Source organism: Erwinia artemisiae (assembly GCF_051400835.1).
GTDB classification, from domain to species: Bacteria; Pseudomonadota; Gammaproteobacteria; order Enterobacterales; family Enterobacteriaceae; genus Erwinia; species Erwinia aeris.
Genome location: NZ_JBLFFM010000005.1, coordinates 1 through 20,112, shown reverse-complemented (window position 1 = coordinate 20,112; position 20,112 = coordinate 1). Strand labels below are relative to the sequence as shown.

At 57.4% G+C, this 20,112-nt stretch carries 21 protein-coding genes, 4 tRNA genes, 1 other RNA gene and 1 pseudogene; 19 read left to right on the top strand and 8 right to left on the bottom strand.

Features of this window, described 5'->3' with window-relative positions:
- The first annotated feature begins 80 nt into the window (after window positions 1–80).
- From ACMGEE_RS12990 to ACMGEE_RS12960, 7 genes are all read left to right on the top strand, one after another.
- Window positions 81–2,399, top strand: a complete 2,319-nt coding sequence (locus tag ACMGEE_RS12990) for a type VI secretion system Vgr family protein (protein WP_436830231.1) — start codon at window positions 81–83, stop codon at window positions 2,397–2,399.
- Window positions 2,400–2,517: 118 nt separating this feature from the next.
- Window positions 2,518–2,784, top strand: a complete 267-nt coding sequence (locus ACMGEE_RS12985) for a PAAR domain-containing protein (RefSeq protein WP_253456345.1) — start codon at window positions 2,518–2,520, stop codon at window positions 2,782–2,784.
- A 15-nt stretch (window positions 2,785–2,799) separates the two neighbouring features.
- Window positions 2,800–3,612: a TagK domain-containing protein gene (locus ACMGEE_RS12980; RefSeq protein ID WP_370734912.1), complete on the top strand. Its 813-nt coding sequence runs from the start codon at window positions 2,800–2,802 to the stop codon at window positions 3,610–3,612.
- Between the two features lie 17 nt (window positions 3,613–3,629).
- On the top strand, window positions 3,630–4,433 hold the full coding sequence (locus ACMGEE_RS12975) for a type VI secretion system accessory protein TagJ (RefSeq protein ID WP_436830164.1): 804 nt from the start codon (window positions 3,630–3,632) through the stop codon (window positions 4,431–4,433).
- Window positions 4,434–4,436: 3 nt separating this feature from the next.
- The gene (locus tag ACMGEE_RS12970; protein ID WP_253456336.1) at window positions 4,437–4,925 is read left to right on the top strand and encodes a type VI secretion system baseplate subunit TssE; all 489 of its coding nucleotides are present in this window, start codon (window positions 4,437–4,439) and stop codon (window positions 4,923–4,925) included.
- A 75-nt stretch (window positions 4,926–5,000) separates the two neighbouring features.
- Window positions 5,001–5,396, top strand: coding sequence for a polyketide cyclase (locus ACMGEE_RS12965; RefSeq protein WP_253456333.1), 396 nt, complete (start codon window positions 5,001–5,003; stop codon window positions 5,394–5,396).
- Between the two features lie 88 nt (window positions 5,397–5,484).
- On the top strand, window positions 5,485–6,012 hold the full coding sequence (locus tag ACMGEE_RS12960) for a GNAT family N-acetyltransferase (protein WP_436830163.1): 528 nt from the start codon (window positions 5,485–5,487) through the stop codon (window positions 6,010–6,012).
- On the opposite strand, the gene ACMGEE_RS12955 is transcribed toward ACMGEE_RS12960, so the two are convergent.
- The 4 genes from ACMGEE_RS12955 to ACMGEE_RS12940 form a co-directional block, all read right to left on the bottom strand.
- Window positions 5,990–6,592, bottom strand: coding sequence for an alpha/beta hydrolase (locus tag ACMGEE_RS12955; protein WP_301730634.1), 603 nt, complete (start codon window positions 6,590–6,592; stop codon window positions 5,990–5,992). The two genes, ACMGEE_RS12960 and ACMGEE_RS12955, sit on opposite strands and share 23 nt — an antisense overlap.
- Before the next feature lie 119 nt (window positions 6,593–6,711).
- Entirely contained in the window at window positions 6,712–7,623 is a 912-nt protein-coding gene (locus ACMGEE_RS12950) for a LysR family transcriptional regulator (RefSeq protein ID WP_301252810.1), read from the bottom strand.
- 69 nt (window positions 7,624–7,692) lie between these two features.
- Complete coding sequence (locus ACMGEE_RS12945; RefSeq protein WP_301730635.1) at window positions 7,693–8,655, bottom strand: alpha/beta fold hydrolase; 963 nt, start codon at window positions 8,653–8,655, stop codon at window positions 7,693–7,695.
- Between the two features lie 94 nt (window positions 8,656–8,749).
- Entirely contained in the window at window positions 8,750–9,355 is a 606-nt protein-coding gene (locus ACMGEE_RS12940) for a TetR/AcrR family transcriptional regulator (protein WP_253456318.1), read from the bottom strand.
- Between the two features lie 114 nt (window positions 9,356–9,469).
- Between ACMGEE_RS12940 and ACMGEE_RS12935 the strand changes: the two genes are divergently transcribed.
- Complete coding sequence (locus ACMGEE_RS12935; RefSeq protein ID WP_253456315.1) at window positions 9,470–11,302, top strand: ABC transporter ATP-binding protein; 1,833 nt, start codon at window positions 9,470–9,472, stop codon at window positions 11,300–11,302.
- 30 nt (window positions 11,303–11,332) lie between these two features.
- Here the strand turns inward: ACMGEE_RS12935 and ACMGEE_RS12930 are convergent, their stop codons facing one another.
- The 3 genes from ACMGEE_RS12930 to ACMGEE_RS12920 form a co-directional block, all read right to left on the bottom strand.
- A complete protein-coding gene (locus tag ACMGEE_RS12930; RefSeq protein WP_436830162.1) occupies window positions 11,333–12,460 on the bottom strand; it encodes a GNAT family N-acetyltransferase in 1,128 nt (375 codons plus the stop codon).
- Between the two features lie 102 nt (window positions 12,461–12,562).
- Window positions 12,563–13,939, bottom strand: a complete 1,377-nt coding sequence (locus ACMGEE_RS12925; protein ID WP_253456309.1) for an MFS transporter — start codon at window positions 13,937–13,939, stop codon at window positions 12,563–12,565.
- A 310-nt stretch (window positions 13,940–14,249) separates the two neighbouring features.
- Complete coding sequence (locus tag ACMGEE_RS12920) at window positions 14,250–15,149, bottom strand: LysR family transcriptional regulator (RefSeq protein WP_125289359.1); 900 nt, start codon at window positions 15,147–15,149, stop codon at window positions 14,250–14,252.
- Between the two features lie 205 nt (window positions 15,150–15,354).
- Between ACMGEE_RS12920 and ACMGEE_RS12915 the strand changes: the two genes are divergently transcribed.
- The 4 genes from ACMGEE_RS12915 to ACMGEE_RS12900 all read left to right on the top strand — a co-directional run bounded on the left by ACMGEE_RS12915 (window position 15,355) and on the right by ACMGEE_RS12900 (window position 17,688).
- Window positions 15,355–15,687 (top strand): helix-turn-helix domain-containing protein, encoded by a 333-nt coding sequence (locus ACMGEE_RS12915; protein ID WP_125289360.1) that lies wholly within the window; start codon window positions 15,355–15,357, stop codon window positions 15,685–15,687.
- 27 nt (window positions 15,688–15,714) lie between these two features.
- Complete coding sequence (locus tag ACMGEE_RS12910; RefSeq protein ID WP_370734917.1) at window positions 15,715–15,945, top strand: hypothetical protein; 231 nt, start codon at window positions 15,715–15,717, stop codon at window positions 15,943–15,945.
- A gap of 95 nt (window positions 15,946–16,040) precedes the next feature.
- Window positions 16,041–16,547, top strand: a complete 507-nt coding sequence (locus ACMGEE_RS12905; RefSeq protein WP_125289362.1) for a TIGR00645 family protein — start codon at window positions 16,041–16,043, stop codon at window positions 16,545–16,547.
- Between the two features lie 244 nt (window positions 16,548–16,791).
- Window positions 16,792–17,688, top strand: a complete 897-nt coding sequence (locus ACMGEE_RS12900) for an alpha/beta hydrolase (RefSeq protein WP_253456303.1) — start codon at window positions 16,792–16,794, stop codon at window positions 17,686–17,688.
- A gap of 35 nt (window positions 17,689–17,723) precedes the next feature.
- Here the strand turns inward: ACMGEE_RS12900 and coaA are convergent, their stop codons facing one another.
- Window positions 17,724–18,674 carry a type I pantothenate kinase gene (gene coaA, locus ACMGEE_RS12895; protein ID WP_253456300.1) on the bottom strand — a complete coding sequence of 317 codons (951 nt, stop codon included), beginning with the start codon at window positions 18,672–18,674 and terminating at the stop codon, window positions 17,724–17,726.
- 208 nt (window positions 18,675–18,882) lie between these two features.
- Between coaA and ACMGEE_RS12890 the strand changes: the two genes are divergently transcribed.
- From ACMGEE_RS12890 to ACMGEE_RS12860, 7 genes and pseudogenes are all read left to right on the top strand, one after another.
- Window positions 18,883–19,119 (top strand): hypothetical protein, encoded by a 237-nt coding sequence (locus ACMGEE_RS12890; RefSeq protein WP_253456297.1) that lies wholly within the window; start codon window positions 18,883–18,885, stop codon window positions 19,117–19,119.
- 17 nt (window positions 19,120–19,136) lie between these two features.
- A tRNA-Thr gene (locus ACMGEE_RS12885) sits at window positions 19,137–19,212 on the top strand.
- Window positions 19,213–19,224: 12 nt separating this feature from the next.
- Window positions 19,225–19,309 (top strand) — tRNA-Tyr (locus ACMGEE_RS12880).
- A gap of 38 nt (window positions 19,310–19,347) precedes the next feature.
- A non-coding RNA gene (locus tag ACMGEE_RS12875) (RtT sRNA) lies at window positions 19,348–19,443 on the top strand.
- A 318-nt stretch (window positions 19,444–19,761) separates the two neighbouring features.
- Window positions 19,762–19,836 (top strand) — tRNA-Gly (locus ACMGEE_RS12870).
- Between the two features lie 6 nt (window positions 19,837–19,842).
- A tRNA-Thr gene (locus ACMGEE_RS12865) sits at window positions 19,843–19,918 on the top strand.
- A gap of 113 nt (window positions 19,919–20,031) precedes the next feature.
- Window positions 20,032–20,112: pseudogene (locus tag ACMGEE_RS12860) on the top strand (GTP-binding protein); the annotation flags it as partial.

Below are 20,112 nucleotides of genomic sequence, written 5' to 3'. Positions count from 1 at the left end.
GAGGCGCTCCCTTAGGGTGCAATACAAACCAAGGATTAGGTGTTGATATGGCAAGAACCATAACGTTAAGCAGCTCAGCAATGCCGCTTTTGCTGGGTGAAACCGCGCTGGTATTAACGAAGCTGGAAGGCAAGGAGTCGTTCTCTTCTTTATATACCTACAAGCTAACTGCCAAAACGCCAGCCAGCGATCTTATTCCCTGGCAGTCAGCGGCGAACGTGGATATTAAAGCGCTGATCGGTAAAGAGATGACCGTGTCGATAGAGCTGGACGGCAACGGGCTGGATGAATTGATGGGCATCGGCGCGGGCAGCCGGGAAATCTCCGGCCTGGTGCAGCGTGCCAGGTTTCTGGGGCGGGATGCGAATCAGGCCATCTTTGAAATTATCCTTCGCCCCTGGCTTTACCTGACGGAGCTGACCTCCGACTTCAAGATCTTCCAGCAAAAAACGGTGGTGGAGATTATTGACGAGGTGCTGGAGGAATATAACTTTCCGCTGGAAAAACGGCTAACCGGTTCTTATCCCCAGCTGGATTTTCAGGTGCAATACGGTGAAACGGATTTTAATTTTATCGAGCGCCTGATGGAGGAGTGGGGGATTTACTGGTTTTTTGAGCATGAAGACCAGAAGCATAAGCTGGTGCTGGTGGATCACGTTGGCGCGCACAAGCGTTTTTCCAGCGAGGCCTATCATGTGCTGCAATATATGCCGAGCGAACCTAAAGCCGGCCAGGAATATATTACCCGTTTTGAATTTCAGGAAACCATTACCTCCGGCCGGTGGTATACCAACGATTACGATTTTACCAAATCCCGAGCGGATATATCGGCTGCCGACAGCAAGCCTCGTCAAACCACCTTTAACGACATGGAGCTTTACCACTGGCCCGGCGATTACGATCGGCCAGATATCGGCGAACAGCTGGCGAAAGTCCGTATGGAAGAGCGGGGGGCGATCGGATCAAGAGCATCCGGCTCCGGCGAACTGCGGGGCATGGTATGCGGCACCAACTTCGAGCTGCAAAATTACCCGCTGGAGAAAGCGAACCGGGAATATATGGTCATCTCCAGCGAGCTGATCGTTAGCGATGTCAGCCAGGTGACGGGGATGGGGGATTTCAGTTATCAAAGCCATTTCACCGTTCAGCCTACCACCAAGATTTATCGCCATCCTCAGCTGGCGCTACGCCCAAAAACCAGCGGGCCGCAGACGGCTGTAGTGGTAGGGCCGCCAGGCGAAGATATCTGGACGGATACCTGGGGCCGCATAAAAGTGCGCTTTTTATGGGATCGCTACGGGCACAACCGCGAAACGGATTCCTGCTGGATCCGCGTCAGCCAGGCGTGGGCCGGAAACAATTTTGGCGGGATCTATATCCCACGCGTCGGTCATGAAGTGATCGTGGACTTCATTAACGGCGATCCGGATCGTCCGCTGGTGATCGGCAGCCTTTATAACAACGTCACCATGCCGCCGTGGGATCTGCCTGCCAACGCCACGCAAAGCGGATTAGTGAGCCGCACGGTAGGTGGCGGACGCACCAACTTTAACGGCATCCAGTTTGAGGATAAACCAGGGCTGGAGCAGTACTGGGAACAGGCCGAGCGCGATATGTCCCGCCTGACCAAGCGTAATGAAACGCAAACCATCGGGGTGAATTCCGATCTTGCCGTCGGCGCGACGCGCTCTGTCAGCATCGGTGTTAACAGCAACAGAGTGGTTGGCGTTAATGAATCCACCACGGTAAATGGCAGCAGTTCGTTAATGGTGGGGGGCGCGCTGGGCTTTACGGTTGGGGGCGCGCAGTCGGAGTCGATAGGTGGTGCGAAAGGGATTAACGTCGGCGGCGCTTTTATGAATAACGTGGGCGGGTATTACTCGCTTGCCGTCGGCGGCTACATCGGTATGGTTGCGGGCGGCGCTATGTCAGCGACGGCAGGCGGCGCGATGTCGTTGACGGCAGGCGGCGTGCTTTCGCTCTGCGCGGGAAAAATTATCCTGTGCGCTAACCATATCGTGCTTCAGGGAGGACAAGTCGATTTAAATCCTGGCGACTGCTGTAGCTGCTGTAGCTGTGGCGGCGGTGGCGGTGGCGGCGGCTTTGTCGCGGGCGTGCCGAGCCTGAGCGTTTTTGGGTTTGTCGCTCTTCCCTTCCCGCTGCCCCCACTGCCTGTACCACCGGTTACACCAACCGTCACGCCGACGGTCACGCCGACGGTCACGCCAACGGTCACGCCAACGGTCACGCCAACGGTCACGCCGACGGTTACGCCGACGGTTACGCCGACGGTCACGCCGACGGTTACACCTACTGTTACGCCGATGCCGACGCCGACGATAACCACACCGGCCCCTACCCCGGGCGGCAGGACCACGCCTGTGCCGACCATGCCTTGAGAGTGGTTTAACCGCGCATGGGGTAGCAGCCGGCGGCGTTATAGCCAGCCCGTCGTTGCCCCAGGCGTTTTATCAGTAACCGGGCTGGCATCAGCCCAACAGCAAGATGAGGTGAAAAATGGGAAGCTGCGCAGCCAGACTTGGCGATGCAATCGCACATGGCGGAGCAATAGTAAGCGGATCGGGAAATGTACACACTAACGGCTGTTGCGCTGCAGCAGCAGGCATCAGCGCCGCAGTGTGCGCTTTTCATGGCGGCGCGCCCGTCGCATCAGGATCGGGCAGCGTATTTATCAACAACTGCAATGCAGCAAGGCTGGGTGACGTCACCGGTTGCGGCGCAGCCGTTGTCTCCGGTTCCGGCAACGTGACTATCGGCGGTTAACTCGTGCAGCTGCTAATGACCTGGCCCGATAATCAGCCCGCTTTCCCGCTTGGCGAAAGTTATACCGTCGAACGCCCGGTCTGCTTCAATCCGCAAAACGGGCAATTTAGCGAGGCCGGTTCGTCGGACGCCCTGTGGTTTTACCGCTCGCCTGGCGGGCCAGTTATCTTCAATACCTGTAAGGATCTGCTTTGTCTGGTTGATAACGGCAGAGTGGCAGAGGGCGAGCGCCGCGTGCTCCGCCTTAATGCGGCGATCCAGCTGGGTCACTATGGCTTTACCGTAGTGGATGATGAAGACGTGCCGGGAGAGGCGCTGTGCCATATGCTGCTTGACGGCGATCCCCTGCAGAAAAGGCCGCTACCCGAAGTGGACGATATTTTGCCCAGCGGCGGGCACTATATGGGCGATTATCGCTACCTTAACGAGGCCGCGGCGGCGAAGACAGAAGCCGCCGCGGACATTCTTGAAGCGCTGGAGGAGGAATACAAAAAGTTTCTTATCTGGGGCGAGCAGCACCGCCACGTAGCCCAGGAACGCCCTACGCTGACCCGGCTTCCCGACTGCGATGATTACTTCGAGGCCGTCCGGGAGGAGATGAAGGCGAAAACGTTGACGGAATGCCTGATCCAGACGCCTTCGCTGATTGATAAGGTCTGGACGGAGCTGAACGTTGAAGGGACAACCGGCCCGCTGATTTTCGATGATGAAAAAACGGATATTTTAAAACTGCTGGCCCCAGAGAATATCGCTTCAAAAGAAAAGCAGACCATACCGGAACTGGTTTTTCACGATCTTTATAAGCCCGGGCTGGACAGCCCTTATTAACCCAGGATGGACCCATTATGCATGATGCAAAATCTTTAACCGCACTGCTGAAAACCACCTCGTTAAGCGATCTGATTGCGGAGGCGGCCGCGAATGTCAAAGCGCGTCCTGACGATAGCGTGTGCCGCAATGCACTGTTCGGCCTGTACTGCCTTGATGGACGATGGGAAAAAGCGCTGATGCAGCTGCAAACGCTGGCCCTGCTGGATGACGTCGAGCCAAAGCAGTGCGAGCTGGGCAAGAACCTGATCCTCAGCGAGCTGATGCGGGAAGACGTGCTGGCGGGTAAACGCAGCCCTGGCCTGTTTACCGCCGCCGCACCGGAATGGATGACGCTGCTGCATCAGGCGAACAAAGCCCAGGCGGAAAACGAGCCGGAACGGGCCGAGACGCTTCGTCAGCAGGCCTTTTCTCTGGCCCCGGAAAGCGCCGGCAGCGGGGAGATAACGGGAAGGTTCGCCTGGATAGCGGACAGCGACGGGCGTATCGGGCCAGCCTGCGAATTTATCAGCGCTGGCGGCTATCGTCAGGTGCCTTTTTCCTCGCTGCAGCTGCTGCACGTTCGTCGACCTGAAGATCTGCTCGATCTGATTTGGACGCCCGCCCATATTAAAACAGACGGCGAGTTTCACTACGGCTACGTGCCTGCCCGCTATCCCCTTACCGCTGAAGCGGAACAGAGCGAGAAGCTGGGGCTGCTTAGCGAATGGCAGCAGGTTTCCGCTATGCTGGCGACGGGCGCTGGCAGAAAGGTGCTGATTACTGATAGTGGGGAATTTTCCCTGCTGGAAGTGGCCGAAATCCGCTTTGGCCAGGTGTAGGCAATGGAAAGAAAACAGAGTTTTTCGCCTACGCTGCTGGAAAGGCTGCTGGACGACGAGCCGAAAAAAAAGCGTGAAAGCTACGATGCCTGCTATGTGAGCGCTAAAGAGTTGCGCGCCATCGTGCAAAAGGATATCGCCTGCCTGCTTAACAGCACGAACCTTGAAGAACAGCTGGATGAAGCCCGGCACGGCGCGTTAATGGTCTCCGTTTTTAACTATGGCGTAGCGCCGCTGACGGGCAAATATGCCAGCCACCATAGCTGGCACATTATTGAGAAAAACATCCGCAACGCGCTGCTGCGCTTCGAGCCAAGAATTATTCCGGAAACGCTGCTGGTACGGCCGGTGACAGAGAGGGCGCCGGGACAAAACGGTCAGGTGCTGTTTGAGATAGGCGGCTTGATTAACTGGCAGCCGCAGCCTGTCGATCTCAGCCTGAAAGGCGCTTATGATGCGGAAACGGCGAAGGTAGCGTTAAAATCTTTTTAAGGGCGGGCCGCCGCCCCTTTTCATCCTTACCTGCCGATGGTTAAATCCCCTGACGATAAAAATTCAGGAGGCCCTATGCTGCCATCGCAAACCATCAGTCTGACCATCCCCCGTAACTGGGTTGATCTTTACGAGACCATCTGGAAACCCGACTATTTTCCGAAATGGATCGGCGCCCTTAGCGAAACGACGCTGGAGCAGGACGGCACCTGGTGGAAAATCGTCGGGGCGGAAAGCGCGAAAAAAATCCGTTTCACCGATCACAACCCTTATGGCGTAATGGATCGCTACGTGGATACCGGTTTTGGCAAGGAGACAGTGGTGCCGATGCGGGTGGTTGGCAACGAAGAGGGATCGGAAGTGCTGATGACGATCTTCCGGCAGCCCTTTACCTCCGAGGAAAAATTTGCCGAAGAGATCGCGACGGTCCAGCAAGATTTACAGAGGCTGCATACGCTGCTGACCACCTGAGCCGCCGCGCCGATCTGTTTTGCCCGAAGCGGCCTATCTGCCGCCGTTGTTTATGCGCATCGCCACTCATTAAGGACGTCAGCCAGCAATGAAGATCGTTACCTGCACCGAAGACCGCCACAGCGCCGCTATTCTGGCCATTTTCAACGACGCTATTGTTAATTCTACCGCGCTCTATGACTACGAGCCGCGCCAGCCGGAAAGTATGCAGAGCTGGTTCGCCGTTAAAAGGCAGCATGATTTCCCGGTTATCGGCGTTGAGGATGAGGCGGGCAGACTAATGGGCTTTGCCAGCTACGGCACTTTTCGCGTGCACGCCGCCTGCCAGTTTACCGTTGAGCATTCAATTTATATCCACCCCGATTTTCGCGGGCAGGGACTGGGTAAAATGCTGCTGGACGCGATCGTTGAGCAGGGGCGGGAAAAAGGGATGCATCTGATGATCGGCAGTATTGACGCGGATAACCGCGCCAGCATTGTTCTGCATGAGAAAAAAGGCTTTACGCTGGTCGGAACGCTGAACGAGGTCGCCTGGAAGTTCGACCGCTGGCTGAACCTGGCGTTTTACCAGAAACGGCTGAACGACGGCGCGGCTACGCCAGGCACGTCGCGATAAATTCGCTGGCGCTGCGTGCGCCCTGGGCGGAAATAGTATGGCCAACCGACGCGTCAAATTGGGTGCTGACGACCGCGCCCAGCTCGCGTAGCTGCCTGGCTGCCGCTTCGCTTTCCGCACAGGGAATAACGCTGTCTGCCATGCCGTGGATCAGCATGACCGGCGTTTTCGCCGGCATGTCATAAGGCAGCGGCGACGCCAGCCTGCCTGAAAACGCCACCACGCCCGCTACCGGCCAGCGCCCGGAAACTACGGCGTCCAGCGCCATAATGCTGCCCTGGGAAAAGCCGACCAGCATCACGTTCTCCAGACGATCCTGCATCTGGTGGATTGCCAGAATAGCGCTAAGTTGGCGATCGAAAGCCTCCCGCGCGTGATAAACCCGCTCCGCCCGATTAGCAGACGTGACGCCGCTCAGGCTAAACCACTGATAGCCGGCGCCGTGTTCAAAAGGAAAGGGCGCATTGGGACTGGTGAAAGCCACCCGAGGCAAACCTTCTGCCCAATGCGCGCCCAGTCCGGCCAGATCCTTACCGTTGCTGCCGACGCCGTGCAGTAAAATAATCAATCCTTTCGTCACGGGACTTCTCCTGTTGAGCCGCTCTCCACTGTGGAAACGGTTTCACTCAAGGCTACACGGATCCCATGAGGATGATAATCCCTTGCTCAGCGCGGATATTCCTTCCGAAATGGAAAGAATTACCAGCCGCGATCCCACTCGGCCTCGCCTGCGTAATGCGCTTCAAGGAATTCCGTTAATGCACGCACCTTGTGCGCCAGATGGCGCGCTGGTGGATAGACAGCGTAAAGGCCGAGCGGCGGCATCTCATACTGGCGAAACAGCGGCACGATCGCGCCGCTGCGCAGCTGGTTTCCGGCGATAAACGTCGGCATCCGCGCAATGCCCAGCCCCGCGGCGGCGGCGCTCAGGCAGGCTTCAGCATTGGAAAAGCGCAGCCTGCCTTTTACCGCCACCGACAGAATACGTTCGCTGCCGTCGCGAAACTGCCAGTTCAGCGGCTCGCGAAAATTGGTATCGATGATGCAGTCATGCTGCGCCAGCTGACGCAAATCCTCTGGCGTGCCGTGCGCGCGCAGGTAGCTTTCGCTTGCCGCCACGATAATACGGATATCGCTCAGCCTTCGTGCAATCAGGCTGCTGTCGCTGAGCCTGCCAATACGCAGCGCAAGGTCGAAACCCTCATCCACGATATTGACCATGCGGTCGGCGAAGCTGACGTCCAGCTCAATTTCCGGGTACTCTTTGGCAAAGGCTATCAGCACCGGCGCCAGGCTGCTGGTGCCGAAAGTCAGCGGCGCGGTCAGCTTCAGGCGGCCTGAAGGTTTGCCGGAAGCGTGACGTACCGAGGCGTCCAGCGCGTCGAAGTCGTCCAGAATGCTTTTGATGCGGTCAAAATAGGCCTGGCCTATCTCTGTCGGAAAAAGCGCACGGGTGCTGCGTTTCAGCAGCTGGACGCCCAGCTCGCTCTCCAGGCGGGAAACCAGTTTCGACGCCTGCCCGCTGCTGGTGCCCATGCGTTCCGCGGCAGCGGCGAAGCTTCCCAGCTCCATTACCGCCACCAGCATACGATCACAATCAAGCCGTTCCATCTCCGCCCCTCTGCCTCGGTCGTTATTGTCCTTATGCGCGCGTCGCCTGCCGCTTCCTGTGCGGGCCTGCTACCGACCGTCTGTCGGGCTACCAGAGGGTATAAAAAAATCGGCCAGCAGGCCAGCCAGCGTTGCGGGCGCCTCTTCCGGAATGTAATGACCCACGCCGGCGATAACGCCGCCTTTTACCTCAACCGCCAGCTGTTGCAGCGTCGTCAGCAGGGTATCGCCCACGCTGCCTTCCGCCCCAACGGCCAAAACCGGCATCAATAATTTTTTCTCCGCCCGCTGCCGTGCGGCCGCCAGCGAGGCCGGTGAAAAGCCGGTGCGGTAGTAGCTCAGCGCCGAACGCAGCGCGCCGGGAAGCTGGTTAACGCGGACATACTCTTCCAGATCGGCTGGCGTGATACTCCAGCTCTTCAGGGATTTGGCCGCAAACAGCCAGCTAATCAGCTCGCGTTCGCGGCCCGTAAACAGGATTTCCGGCAAATCGTTCAGTCGATTGAAAGCAAAGTGCCAGCTCTTCACATTGGCTTCGTCAGTGGGAATGCCGGACGGCGGCGGCGGCGAGATGCCCGGCAGCGCGGCGTCGAACAGCGCCAGCCGTTTCACATCTTCCGGCCAGTCGGCCGCCAGCGCATAGCCTATCCAGCTGCCGATATCGTGGCAGACTACATCTATCGGGCCAGACTCGTTCAGCTTCAGCGTGGCGATCAGCTGATGAATATCGTTAGCGGTGGTGGTCATATCATAGCCGTCGGCGGGATGGGCCGAGTCGCCCAGACCACGCGGATCGACCGCAATCACGCGGCGGCCCGCAGCGACCAGCAGCGGCATCACGTAGCGCCAGGCGTACCAGCTTTGCGGCCAGCCGGGCAGCAGCAGCACGGGTTCGCCGCAGCCGCCCGTGACGTAATGAAGACGAATACCGTTGACCTCAACGTACTCCTGGCGGAACTGCTGCCAGAAAGTTGCGGTTTGAAAGGCGGCAATGGCCTGACGGTCGGCCTCAGTGTTGGTAGAGATAAGCATGGTTGCCTCTGCGGTTTGGGTATGATCGTTTCCAAATTGAATGTAATTTGGTCTGTTGGGCGCGCGGCGCCAAGCCGCGCGCAAAAGCGAAATATCAGCCGAGCAGCGTCAGGGCGTTATCGACCAGCTGCGCCATCTCTTCTGTGGTACGGCCGGTTTTTCCCAGCACGCGCATTCCCTGCGTCAGGCACAGCAGCATGGCTGCCGTAGCCGGTACGTTAAGATCGGGAGAAACAGAGCCATCCTGCTGACCCTGGCGCAGAAACACCTCAAAGCGCGCCTCGTTGGCCCCCAGCGATTGCGTGATACGGCGCGCCAGCTCGTCGTTGCGCGTCGCCAGCTCGACGGCGCAGCTCACCACCAGACAGCCGCGCCGCCCGGTTTCGCCCACGCTGCTTTCGCTGTAGTGGCGCAACAGCGCCTCCACTCTGGCCCGCCCGTTGGGCGCGTCCGCAAGGCGACGGTTCAGCGCCTCGCCGCGCAGCTGCTGGTAGCGGGTCAGCGCGGCCAGGAAAATCGCCTGCTTGTCGGCGAAAGCTTTATACAGGCTGCCGGGCGTGACCTGCATCGCACGGGCCAGCTCGCTGATGGAAGTCCCGGCGTAGCCCTGCTCGCTGAACAGCGCTATAGCGCCGTCCAGAGCAAGATCGGCATCGAATTCGCGCGGGCGTCCCGGCTGACGTAAAGAAGAGGTTTTCATCACTTCATAATAGAGAACGATCGTTTCCTAATCAAGCCGCACCCTGCGCCGCGTTGGTCATAACAGCAGAAAATGCACTACTATCAATTTTTTGGCTTTAAAAGTGAGCTAGCTATGCTGTATCGCCGCTTTGAGAAACTGATCGATATTTTTCAGGACGCCCCCAGCGACACGCCGCCCAACCGCGTCTGGGCTTTTTACGTCTACTATCTGCGCCAGGTGTGGCAGAGCTTTGCCTTACTGCTGGCGATCGGGCTGATCGCTTCGCTGATTGAGGTCGCGCTGTTCCGCTTTTTGAGCACCATTATTGATATGGTGAACACGACGCCCGCCGCCAGCTTCTTTAGCGAACACGCCAGCGAGCTGATCTGGATGGCGGCGGTGGCGCTGGTTTTCAGACCGATCTTTATCGGCCTGCACGATCTGCTGGTGCACCAGACGATCAACCCCGGCATGACCAGCATGATCCGCTGGCAAAACCACAACTACGTGCTGCGCCAGAGCCTGAATTTTTTCCAGAGCGACTTTTCCGGGCGCATCGCCCAGCGCATTATGCAAACCGGCAACGCGCTGCGCGATTCGGCAGTCCAGGCCGTGGATGCGCTCTGGCACGTGCTGATTTACGCCATTACCTCGCTGGTGCTGTTCGCCGAGGCGGACTGGCGGCTGATGATCCCGCTGCTGGTGTGGATTGTGGGCTATGTCGTCAGCATGAGGTATTTCGTGCCGCGCGTGAAATCCCGCTCCGTTGCCTCATCCGACGCGCGTTCGAAGCTGATGGGCACCATTGTGGACGGCTACACCAATATCACCACGCTAAAGCTCTTTGCGCACAGCGATTTGGAAAGAGCCTACGCGCGTGAGGCTATCGGCGATCAAACGGCTAAAACGCGTCAGCAGGGCCGGATGGTCACTAATATGGATGTGGTGGTGACCACGCTCAATGGCCTGCTGATCGTCAGTACCACGGGCCTGGCGCTGTGGCTGTGGACCCAGTCGCTGATTAGCGTGGGTGCTATCGCGCTGGCTACCGGGCTGGTGATCCGTATCGTCAATATGTCCGGCTGGATCATGTGGGTAGTCAACGGCATTTTTGAAAACATCGGTATGGTGCAGGATGGCCTGCAAACTATTGCGCAGCCGGTCAGCGTGGCCGACAAGCCGCAGGCGCCGAGGCTGAAGGTCGATCGGGGTGAAATCCGCTATGAGAACGTCGATTTCAACTATGGCAGCGCGCGCCGGGTGATCGACAAGCTACAGCTGACCATTCGTCCGGGCGAAAAGATTGGCCTGATCGGCCCGTCGGGCGCGGGGAAATCGACGCTGGTGAACCTGCTGCTGCGTCTGTATGACCTGGACGGCGGCCGCATTGTGATTGACGGCCAGGATATCGCGCACGTCAGCCAGGAAAGCCTGCGGGCGCAGATCGGCATGATTACGCAGGATACCTCGCTGCTGCACCGTTCAATTCGCGATAACTTGCTGTACGGCCGACCCGATGCGACAGAAGAACAGTTGCAGCAGGCGATCCATCGTGCGAAGGCCGACGAGTTTATCCCGCTGCTCTCCGATCCGCAGGGCCGCGTCGGACTGGATGCGCAGGTCGGCGAGCGCGGCGTGAAGCTTTCCGGCGGCCAGCGCCAGCGTATCGCTATCGCCAGGGTCTTGCTGAAGGACGCGCCGATCCTGATTATGGATGAGGCGACCTCCGCGCTGGATTCCGAAGTGGAAGCGGCGATCCAGGAGAGTCTGGAGACGCTGATGGGCGGCAAAACGGTGATTGCAATCGCGCACCGTCTTTCCACTATCGCCAAAATGGACAGGCTGGTGGTATTGCAGGAAGGGCGCATCGCCGAGATGGGCAGCCACAGCGAGCTGCTGGCGCTGGATGGGCTGTATGCCCGCCTGTGGCGACATCAGACGGGCGGCTTCGTCGGCGAGGATTAATCAATCAGCGGGCAGCGTCCAGGCTGCCCGTTATTCTCCGTCGCGGCGATAAGGCAGCGATGCGCGGGCTTCCAACGCCCACGCCTGCACGCCGGGCCTTTCCTGATTCAGGTAGTCCGCTACCGCCTCGAATAAGCCTTTATGCCGTAGATAGTGCCAGGATTCGGTGATCACCGGCTCAAAACCCCGCACCAGCTTGTGTTCGCCCTGCGCGCCCGCGTCAAAGCGCTTCAGCCCGTGCGCGATGGCGTAATCCATCCCCTGATAAAAACAGGTTTCAAAATGCAGCCGGTTAAACTCTTCCAGGCAGCCCCAGTAGCGACCGTAAAGCGTTTCGCCGTCCATCAGGCTGAAAGCCATCGCGACGGCCAGGCCGTTTTGCGTTGCCAGCACCACGCGAATGGCCTGCGGCATTTTCTCCGCCAGCAGGCTGAAGAAAAGGCGGGTGAGATAGGGTCGCTGGCCGCGCACCGCGTAGGTGTTGGCGTAGCAGGCGTAGACAAAGTCCCAGTGCGCTTCGCTGAGCTGATGACCGGCCAGCCACTCGAACGTAAACCCCTGGCTGGCGACCAGCTCGCGCTCTTTGCGTATCTGCTTGCGCTTGCGCGACATCAGCGTATCCAGAAAGTCCTGGAAATCGCGGTAGCCGGGGTTGCGCCAGTGATACTGGCAGCCAAGACGCGGCAGCCAGCGTGCTTCCGCCGCCACCAGCTCGCGGGTTTGCGCATCGCCAAAGTTGATATGGGCGCTGTGCAGCTGGCGCTGATGCAGAAAATCGGGCACGTGATGCAGCAGCTTTGCGGCAAAGGCGCGGTCGCCCAGTAGTCTTGCGCCGGTAACGGGACTGAACGGCACGGCGGCCAGCCATTTAGGGTAGTAGGGCAGGCCGGCGCGCTGGCAGGCCTCTGCCCAGGCGTGATCGAAAACGTATTCGCCCATTGAATGGCTTTTGCGGTAGCCCGGCAGCGCGGCGCGGATTTCGCCCTGTTCTTCCCACAACAGGTGCTCCGGCTGCCAGCCGGTGCCTTTTCCCAGGCTGCCGCTCTCTTCCAGCGTGCTGAGAAAGGCGTGACGCAGAAAAGGCTGATCGTCCGGCAGTAAGGCATCCCACTGACTGGCGGGAAGATCGGCCAACTGCGTCAGAAGGGTTAGCGACATAGGGGCACTCCGTCTTGATGCGGGCAGGTGCGCTGCCCGATTAACCATGACGCTAAAGTGAAGGTTTTGCGTGCGAAGATCAACGTCTTCCCGCACGGGCCGCTAAAGCCTGCGCACCACGGGAGCAGCGCCGGTCGGATAAGTGTTGTCTTCCGGCGTTTCGCCACCGACGCGTTCAATCGGCCCCATCACAAACAGGAAGCAGCAGGCGGCAACGATACAGTGCGCGCCGACAAACACCAGGCCCAGGCTGTAGCTGCCGGTCAGCGCAACCAGGTAACCGAACATGATCGGCGTGATAATGCCGGCGATATTACCGACGCAGTTAAAAATAGCGCCCGCCAGGCCAACCGCTTCCTTCGGCGCGGTGTCGCTGATCACCGCCCAGGTACCCGCTCCGGCCGCCACGCCCTTGCCGTAAAAAGCAAAGGACATAATGGCGATGACCCAAAAGTTGCTGTTGGCGACGGCGGCGGCCATCAGCGTCGCGGCCATCAGCATCCCGACAATGTAAGGCGTTTTGCGCGCCCAGGAGACCGACCAGCCGATGCGGATCAGGTAATCGGAAATAATGCCGCCGGAAATCCCGCCCGCAAAGCCGAACAGCGCTGGCGCCACGGTGGCGAAACCGGCATGCAGAATATCCATGCCGCGCGCCTGCACCAGATAGACAGGGAACCAGGTAATAAAGAAATAGCTCAGCGCGATGATGCAGTACTGACCGATATAGGCGCACCACAGCATCCGGTTAGTCAGCAGCCTGCGGAAGGTTTCGCGGGAAACGGGGGTTTTCTCCTTACGCTCCTGTACCGAGTCGATATCGATCAGGCCGCCGCCCGCGACGATATGATCCAGCTCCTGCGGCGACACGCTGCGGTGCGCGCGCGGCTCCTGCATATACCAAAGCCAGACGAAGAAGGCCCCGATGCCGATAACGCCCAGCACAAAGAAGGGCCACGGCCAGCCGAATTCGGATACCAGCCAGCCGGAAAGGGGCGAAAAGATGCCGACCGCAAAATACTGCGAGGAGGCGAACAGCGATGAGGCGCGGCCGCGTTCGGCTTTTGGAAACCACATAATGGCGACGCGGGCGTTGGCCGGAAAGCTGGGTGCCTCGATCAGCCCCAGCGCGAAACGCAGCGTGAACATGATCACCAGCGCGCTGGTCAGGCCCGTAGAGAATTCGCCGACAAAGCCCATCGCCAGCGTGGAGATCGACCAGAGCACCAGCGTCACGCCGTACACTCTTTTGGTGCCGAAGCGATCCAGAAACAGGCCGCCGGGGATCTGTCCTATTACATAGGCCCAGCTGAACGCCGACAGGATAAAGCCAAGCTGGATGGGCGAGAGGCCAAACTCATCTTTAATCGCGCCGCCCGCAATCGACAAAATAGAGCGATCCGCATAGGCGATAACGGAAAGAAACAGTATCAGCATTAATATCCACACGCGCACGTGCGATCCGTTTTTAGCAGTCATAGTGCTTACCCTTATTTATTGTCGCTCTGAATACAGGCGCAGAGATGACGAAGCTTGCCGCAGCGGCAGGAGAGAAAGGAAAACGGCCCGCGGGCGTTTTAATCAACTATAGGAGGCGCTTTTCAGGCGGGTCATTGTGCTGTTGTCGGGATTAACGGGAAATTTTTGCGATACATTCAGAAAGATGCACAAGGTGGCTTGAAGCGCTTCACATTCCGCACGTTATCCGCCGCGCTTGCCACACGGCTTTCCTGGAACGTGCACTGGGTCTGGTTTTCTTTGCGCGCTCTCTTCTATAGGACGCGGTATCTCAGGGATCGATCATGGTCGGCCCGGCGATGCGCAGCACGTTGTAGAACCAGGTTTTTGCCGTGATATCGCCGATTTCGGTGTGCGCATAGAGGAAAACTTCCTGATTCGGCACGTGGAACGGCAGCTCCAGCATCCGGCCGTTGCCGCGACGTGCGTAGATCCTGGCGGCGCTGGAAGGCAGCGTTACCAGCAAATCGCTGGAGGCAATCAGCTCGCCCAGCGCGGCGAAGTGTGGCACTTCCAGCGCGATTTCGCGTTCCAGCTCAAACTCTTTCAGCCGATCTTCCACAATGTGGTGACCGCTGGTGGCAGCGACCACGACGTGGCGTTCCTGCATATACTCATCCAGCGACAGGCTCTCTTTAATTCGCGGATGGTCAACGTTGAGCAGGCAGACATAGCGTTCATAGGCCATCAGCTCGCGCTGCGCGGAGGAAACCGACTCATTGCGGCTACACAGCGCCGCGTCGATACGGCCCGTCAGTAGCCATTCGTCCAGCTTGTGCACGTCGACCGGGATCACCTCCAGCTGGATATGCGGCGCCACGCTGCGGAAAAGCGTAATCAGCTTGGGCAGCAGCAGCAGCTCGCCCAGGTCCGTCAGCGCCAGGCGGAACTTATAGCGCGAGGTTTCCGGCGAGAAGATGCGGGTTTCCGCCACGGCTTTTTCTATGCCGGTCAGCGACTTTTTAAACACCTTATAGAGCTGCATCGCGGTCGGCGTCGGCTCCATGCCTTTCCGGCTGCGCTTGAACAGCTCGTCGTTGGTTTCGCTGCGCAGACGGGCGAGCGCGTAGCTGGCGGAAGGCTGCGTAATAAACAGGCGATCGGCGGCGCCGCTGACGCTGCGAGTTTCATAGATAGCGGTAAAAACGCGTACCAGGTTGAGATCCAGCATGGCTACCTCTATAGAGACTATCTATTAACGAACATTAAAATTATCTATTTGAACTATTTTACACTTCTTTATATCCTTCCGCCAAATTTTGATAAGTTATTCCTTTTGTTGCATATCAAAATTTAACTAATAAAAACATATAGATATAATATTACATCGTGGAATGGCGGCGTCATATGCAGGATGCCGCTGCAGGAGAAAGTCAGTGAAAGGTGAAATCGTAGACGTGATTATCGACTGGATTGAAGCGCATCTGGACGATGGACTGAATATTGAGGCCGTAGCCGCGCGCTCCGGTTATTCTAAATGGCACTTACAACGCGCTTTTAAAGAGAAAAAAGGCATGACGCTGGGCAGTTTTATTCGCTATCGTCGCCTGGACGAGGCGGCAAAAAGCCTGGTGACCTCCCATAAAACCATCATGACCATCTCTATGGATTTGGGATTCTCCTCCCAGCAGTGTTTTCAGCGCGTCTTTAAAAAACACTTTAACGTGACGCCGAGAGATTATCGTAATCAGCATCGCGAGCTGCACTAAATTCGCGCATCTCTGAATAAATACCCTATGAAAAAATATGCTTTTCTTATCGCGTTGGCGATAAGCGGGACCGGTTTTGCTGCCGTTCCCGCTCGGCCAGCGGGCGTTCAGACGACCACGGCGTGCGAGCCGGGTTTTTGCTTACCGCTTGTCCGGGCCGGCGATGAACTGGCGCTGGGCATCGGCAGCATTGACCGGCAGGCGCGCCGGGTGCTTGAACCCGCCTCGGCAGGCATACTGACCGAGCCAACGGAGTAAATCCGTAAAATTCCCCCGGTGCAGGCCTGTGCCGTGAAAAATTTAACATTCCATCAGGTATACTACCGCTCGTGTTAACCTGCTTATGGAATGCTATGGAACGTCTTACTGAAAATCTTATTTACGCCTCGCGCTGGCTGCTGGCACCTATTTATCTCGGGCTGTCGCTGGGCCTGCTGGCGCTGGCGATCAAGTTCTTCCAGGAAGTTTTTCATCTGCTGCCCAACGTGCTGGCTATGGCGGAAAACGATCTGGTGCTGGTGCTGCTGTCGATGATTGACCTGACGCTGGTTGGCGGCCTGCTGGTGATGGTGATGCTCTCCGGCTATGAAAACTTCGTTTCCAGGCTGGATATCTCCGAGCACAAAGAAAAGCTGAGCTGGCTGGGGAAAATGGATTCCGGCTCGCTGAAGAATAAAGTGGCGGCCTCTATTGTGGCGATCTCTTCTATTCATCTGCTGCGCGTGTTTATGGATGCGCGCAATATTCCTGATAACAAGCTGATGTGGTACGTCATTATTCATCTGACGTTTGTGCTGTCCGCCTTTGTGATGGGCTATCTGGACGCGATGTCCCGTAAAGATAAAAACGCCCTGCACTGATTGCGCTTTGCCCGGAGCGGCTCCGGGCAATCCTGCCGTTATTTAGCGCCCGCCGCGAATTTCACTTGCCTCCCGACCGGCAAATCGCATAAAAAAGCGGTTCTTCTTGCCGATAAAGAATTATTCGTCCGCTTCGCCTCCTTCTGCCTGCCCGTTTCTGGCCTCCGCTTTGCATGTCTTAGCGAAGAGCGCTGCGTCGGCACGGAGCGCGGCGCGTTTATGTTACCAAGGAAAACCATGTCAGATGATTAGTCGACGCCGGTTAATAATGGGCACCGGCGCAGCCATGTTGGCGATGACCGCCGGAAAACTATTTGCCAGAGAAGACATTATTCCCCTGTGGCCTGACGAGCCGCCGGGCGGGGGCGGGCCGGGCGGCAATCTGCATGTGTCCGCCAGCGGCGCCTGGTCGAATATCGTCAGTCCCGCTATTCAGCGCTTTCAGCCGCAGGAGCCTAACGGCTCGGCGGTACTGATCGCGGCGGGCGGCGGCTATCGCTGGATCGGCATGGGCGGCGAAGCCTGGCCGGTGGCGCGCTGGCTGAATGCCCGTGGCTATACGGCCTACGTGCTGAGCTATCGGCTGCCGCACGAAAAATGGCACGCGGGACGGCTCGCGCCCTTTCAGGATGCACAGCGCGCAATCAGGCTGGTGCGCTCGATGGAGCGGAAAGTACATCTGCTGGGCTTTTCCGCTGGCGGCCACCTGATGGGCATGTCGGCGGCGCGGCCTGGTTTCGTGACCTATGCGCCGCAGGATACGCTGGATCAGATTGCGCCGGTCGCGGACAGCGTTGCCCTGATTTATCCGGTGATCACGCTGGAAGCGCCTTATACCCATACGCGTACTCACAGCGAAATCGTCGGAAAAAACGCTTCGCCAGCGGATGAGGCGGGCTGGTCGGTGGAAAATTACGTTACGCGTAGCTTCCCACCTACCTTTCTGGCCCAGGCGGACGACGATCGCACCTCAAATCCGCACAACACGCAGATCATGCACGACGCCTGTCGGCGCATGGGCGTGCCGGTCGAACAGATCAAAATTACGCGAGGCGGACATGGTTTTGGTCTGGGAAGGGCGGGGACGCCTGCGGCTATCTGGGATGAGGCTTACGCTATCTGGCTGGCGGGACGTCGGTAAATGCTTTGGCGCCTTCCGTGGCGCCGTCTGGCAGGCTATTTTCTGAGCCGTACCAGATCGACCGCATGGTCGGTGCTTTTGGTCATGATCAGGCTGGCTCTTTCGCGAGTCGGCAGGATATTCTCTTTCAGATTCATCAGATTAATCTCCTCCCACAGCTGCGTGGCGATGCCTACGGCCTCGTCTTCAGGCAGCTTTGCGTAGTGATGGAAGTAGGAATCCGGATCGGTAAACGCGCCCTGACGGAACTTCAGGAAGCGATTAATGTACCAGTGGCGCAGCAGATCTTCCGGCGCGTCCACATAGATAGAGAAGTCGACGAAATCGGAAACAAAAACGTGATGCGGATCGTGCGGGTAATCCATACCGCTTTGCAGCACGTTCAGCCCTTCCAAAATCAATATATCCGGCTGCTGCACGACCTTGTCGCCGTCAGGAATAACATCGTAGATCAAATGCGAATAGACCGGTGCGGTGACCTGAGCGGCACCAGACTTGAGGGCGGAGACGAAATTCACCAGGCGATGCATATCGTAAGATTGCGGAAAGCCCTTTTTCTTCATCAGGCCGCGCTCTTTTAACACCTCGTTGGGGTGCAAAAACCCGTCCGTGGTAATCAGCTCGACGCGACGATGCTCCGGCCAGCGGCTCAGCAGCGCCTGCAACACGCGCGCCGTGGTGCTTTTCCCTACGGCCACGCTACCGGCGATACTGATGATATAGGGGATCTTCTGGCCATTGGTGCCCAGGAACTGCTCCAGCACCGCCTGACGGCGTAAATCGGAATTGATATAGAAGTTAAGCAGACGCGATAACGGCAGATAGATCTCCGCGACCTCATTAAGAGAAAGATCTTCGTTTATCCCCTCGAGCCGGGCAATTTCTTCTTTGCTCAGGGTCATCGGCACGGAATCACGCAGCGCGGCCCATTGCGAACGGTTAAATTGCAGATAGGGTGTGGTCAACAAGGATTCTTTTTTACTCATATACATGCTTCTGCCAGCAAGAACTTGCCTGTTGTGGCGTGCGCAGAGAAGACGCTGTCCGCTGCTGCCGCTCGCGTAACTAAGGTAAATTTCAGAAAACAATGGGCAGGAGGTTAACACCAGACGGGGCGGAATCAGAAGGAAAAATAAAAACGACCAACGCAAACGTAACGGCGGCCGCATTTATTGAAAAATAAACGCGCGCTTTATGAAAACGACAGCGAAAACAGCAGCCGATTCGCTTTGCGCAGGCGCCAGGGGAATGCTGCTGGACAAACAGAGAAAGAAATCGCCGCTTTTGCGCTGGCTAAAAAATAGCAATATCGTCGCTTCTTTGTACGGTTCCGTTGACGGGCAGCAAGATTTTGCGAAGAATTGCACAAATAACAGCCATAAGAACTTTTATCGCAATTTTTTTGTTGCATCCCGCCGCCACACTTCCTAGAATGCGCACCACTTGATGCCGGCTTAGCTCAGTTGGTAGAGCAACTGACTTGTAATCAGTAGGTCACCAGTTCGATTCCGGTAGCCGGCACCATCAAGTACCCCAGGTGGGGTTCCCGAGCGGCCAAAGGGAGCAGACTGTAAATCTGCCGTCATCGACTTCGAAGGTTCGAATCCTTCCCCCACCACCATTAATACTGCTTGCAGTGTTAATGAGAGGCAGAAACTTCCAGATTCCCCATGGGGAAGGATGAGAAGCTTCGACCTCGAAGGTTTGACCCGGCAGGGCAAGGAACAGTGTGACTTAATCCTTCCCCCACCACCATTAATATCGTTCGCGATGTTAATGAGAGGCAGAGTTTTTCAGCTTCCCCACGGGGAAGGACGAGAAGCTTCGACCTCGAAGGTTTGAACCGAAGGGCACGGAACGCAGTGACGTGAATCCTTCCTGTAAAGAAGCACCTATTCAGTCCTGACGTTTAACGGCTGAAGCCAGATGAAAGCAACAGCGTTCATCAACAGATTTTAGACTGAGCTCAAGCACAGTCGGAGTCATCAAGCAAATGCGGGTTGACTCGAAGAGCAGAAAAGCGTTTCTGTTGTTCACAAGCTACAGACAGAACAGGTAGCCGAGTTCCAGGATGCGGGCATCGTATAATGGCTATTACCTCAGCCTTCCAAGCTGATGATGCGGGTTCGATTCCCGCTGCCCGCTCCAAGCCGTGCTGATATGGCTCAGTTGGTAGAGCGCACCCTTGGTAAGGGTGAGGTCCCCAGTTCGACTCTGGGTATCAGCACCACTTCTAAATCTCCCTCCCTGATTCTTCTCTGTGCGTTAAAATTCAACAGTTCAGGCAATGCCTGGTTGATGTGGTGATATCACCGATTTATCCGTGTCTTAGAGGGACAAGCGATGTCTAAAGAAAAATTTGAACGTTCCAAACCGCACGTCAACGTTGGTACTATCGGCCACGTTGACCACGGTAAAACTACC

Excerpts from the sequence above, each read along its gene's own strand:
- ACMGEE_RS12945 (WP_301730635.1), bottom strand. The coding sequence starts at position 8,655 with ATGCTTATCTCTACCAACACTGAGGCCGACCGTCAGGCCATTGCCGCC.
- ACMGEE_RS12900 (WP_253456303.1), top strand. The coding sequence starts at position 16,792 with ATGATTAGTCGACGCCGGTTAATAATGGGCACCGGCGCAGCCATGTTG.
- ACMGEE_RS12960 (WP_436830163.1), top strand. The coding sequence starts at position 5,485 with ATGAAGATCGTTACCTGCACCGAAGACCGCCACAGCGCCGCTATTCTG.
- ACMGEE_RS12970 (WP_253456336.1), top strand. The coding sequence starts at position 4,437 with ATGGAAAGAAAACAGAGTTTTTCGCCTACGCTGCTGGAAAGGCTGCTG.
- ACMGEE_RS12985 (WP_253456345.1), top strand. The coding sequence starts at position 2,518 with ATGGGAAGCTGCGCAGCCAGACTTGGCGATGCAATCGCACATGGCGGA.
- coaA (WP_253456300.1), bottom strand. The coding sequence starts at position 18,674 with ATGAGTAAAAAAGAATCCTTGTTGACCACACCCTATCTGCAATTTAAC.
- ACMGEE_RS12965 (WP_253456333.1), top strand. The coding sequence starts at position 5,001 with ATGCTGCCATCGCAAACCATCAGTCTGACCATCCCCCGTAACTGGGTT.
- ACMGEE_RS12940 (WP_253456318.1), bottom strand. The coding sequence starts at position 9,355 with ATGAAAACCTCTTCTTTACGTCAGCCGGGACGCCCGCGCGAATTCGAT.
- ACMGEE_RS12975 (WP_436830164.1), top strand. The coding sequence starts at position 3,630 with ATGCATGATGCAAAATCTTTAACCGCACTGCTGAAAACCACCTCGTTA.
- ACMGEE_RS12935 (WP_253456315.1), top strand. The coding sequence starts at position 9,470 with ATGCTGTATCGCCGCTTTGAGAAACTGATCGATATTTTTCAGGACGCC.
- ACMGEE_RS12930 (WP_436830162.1), bottom strand. The coding sequence starts at position 12,460 with ATGTCGCTAACCCTTCTGACGCAGTTGGCCGATCTTCCCGCCAGTCAG.
- ACMGEE_RS12950 (WP_301252810.1), bottom strand. The coding sequence starts at position 7,623 with ATGGAACGGCTTGATTGTGATCGTATGCTGGTGGCGGTAATGGAGCTG.
- ACMGEE_RS12890 (WP_253456297.1), top strand. The coding sequence starts at position 18,883 with ATGAAAACGACAGCGAAAACAGCAGCCGATTCGCTTTGCGCAGGCGCC.
- ACMGEE_RS12910 (WP_370734917.1), top strand. The coding sequence starts at position 15,715 with ATGAAAAAATATGCTTTTCTTATCGCGTTGGCGATAAGCGGGACCGGT.
- ACMGEE_RS12990 (WP_436830231.1), top strand. The coding sequence starts at position 81 with ATGCCGCTTTTGCTGGGTGAAACCGCGCTGGTATTAACGAAGCTGGAA.
- ACMGEE_RS12925 (WP_253456309.1), bottom strand. The coding sequence starts at position 13,939 with ATGACTGCTAAAAACGGATCGCACGTGCGCGTGTGGATATTAATGCTG.
- ACMGEE_RS12905 (WP_125289362.1), top strand. The coding sequence starts at position 16,041 with ATGGAACGTCTTACTGAAAATCTTATTTACGCCTCGCGCTGGCTGCTG.
- ACMGEE_RS12980 (WP_370734912.1), top strand. The coding sequence starts at position 2,800 with ATGACCTGGCCCGATAATCAGCCCGCTTTCCCGCTTGGCGAAAGTTAT.
- ACMGEE_RS12920 (WP_125289359.1), bottom strand. The coding sequence starts at position 15,149 with ATGCTGGATCTCAACCTGGTACGCGTTTTTACCGCTATCTATGAAACT.